Origin of the sequence: Scytonema sp. PCC 10023 (assembly GCF_963920835.1) — a bacterium.
Lineage (GTDB): Bacteria > Cyanobacteriota > Cyanobacteriia > Cyanobacteriales > Nostocaceae > Kalymmatonema.
Genome location: NZ_CAWUDP010000380.1, coordinates 1 through 312, shown reverse-complemented (window position 1 = coordinate 312; position 312 = coordinate 1). Strand labels below are relative to the sequence as shown.

Here is a 312-nt window from a genome sequence, read left to right as displayed (position 1 = left end):
AACTTGACGATTAACACTCGTGAATTACTGGTTCGAGATGGGGCAGGGGTTTCTAGTGGCACATCTGGTGCTGGCAAAGGTGGCGATTTGACTGTCATTGCCCAGACTGTGGAATTGATTGGCGAATCTGCCGATGGTTTGTCTTTCAGTAGCTTGTTTTCTGCCTCAGAGGCAACGGGAAATGCAGGTAACTTGACGATTAACACTGGTGAATTACTGGTTCAAGATGGGGCAGCGGTTTCTACAGGGGCACTAAATGCTGGCAAGGGGGGGAATTTGACGGTCAACGCCCAGACTGTGGAATTGATTGGC

Annotated in this window: 1 pseudogene; it reads left to right on the top strand. The window is 49.7% G+C overall.

The features are described 5' to 3' along the window. Positions 1 to 312, top strand: a pseudogene (locus ACM0OZ_RS49285) (hypothetical protein); the annotation flags it as partial.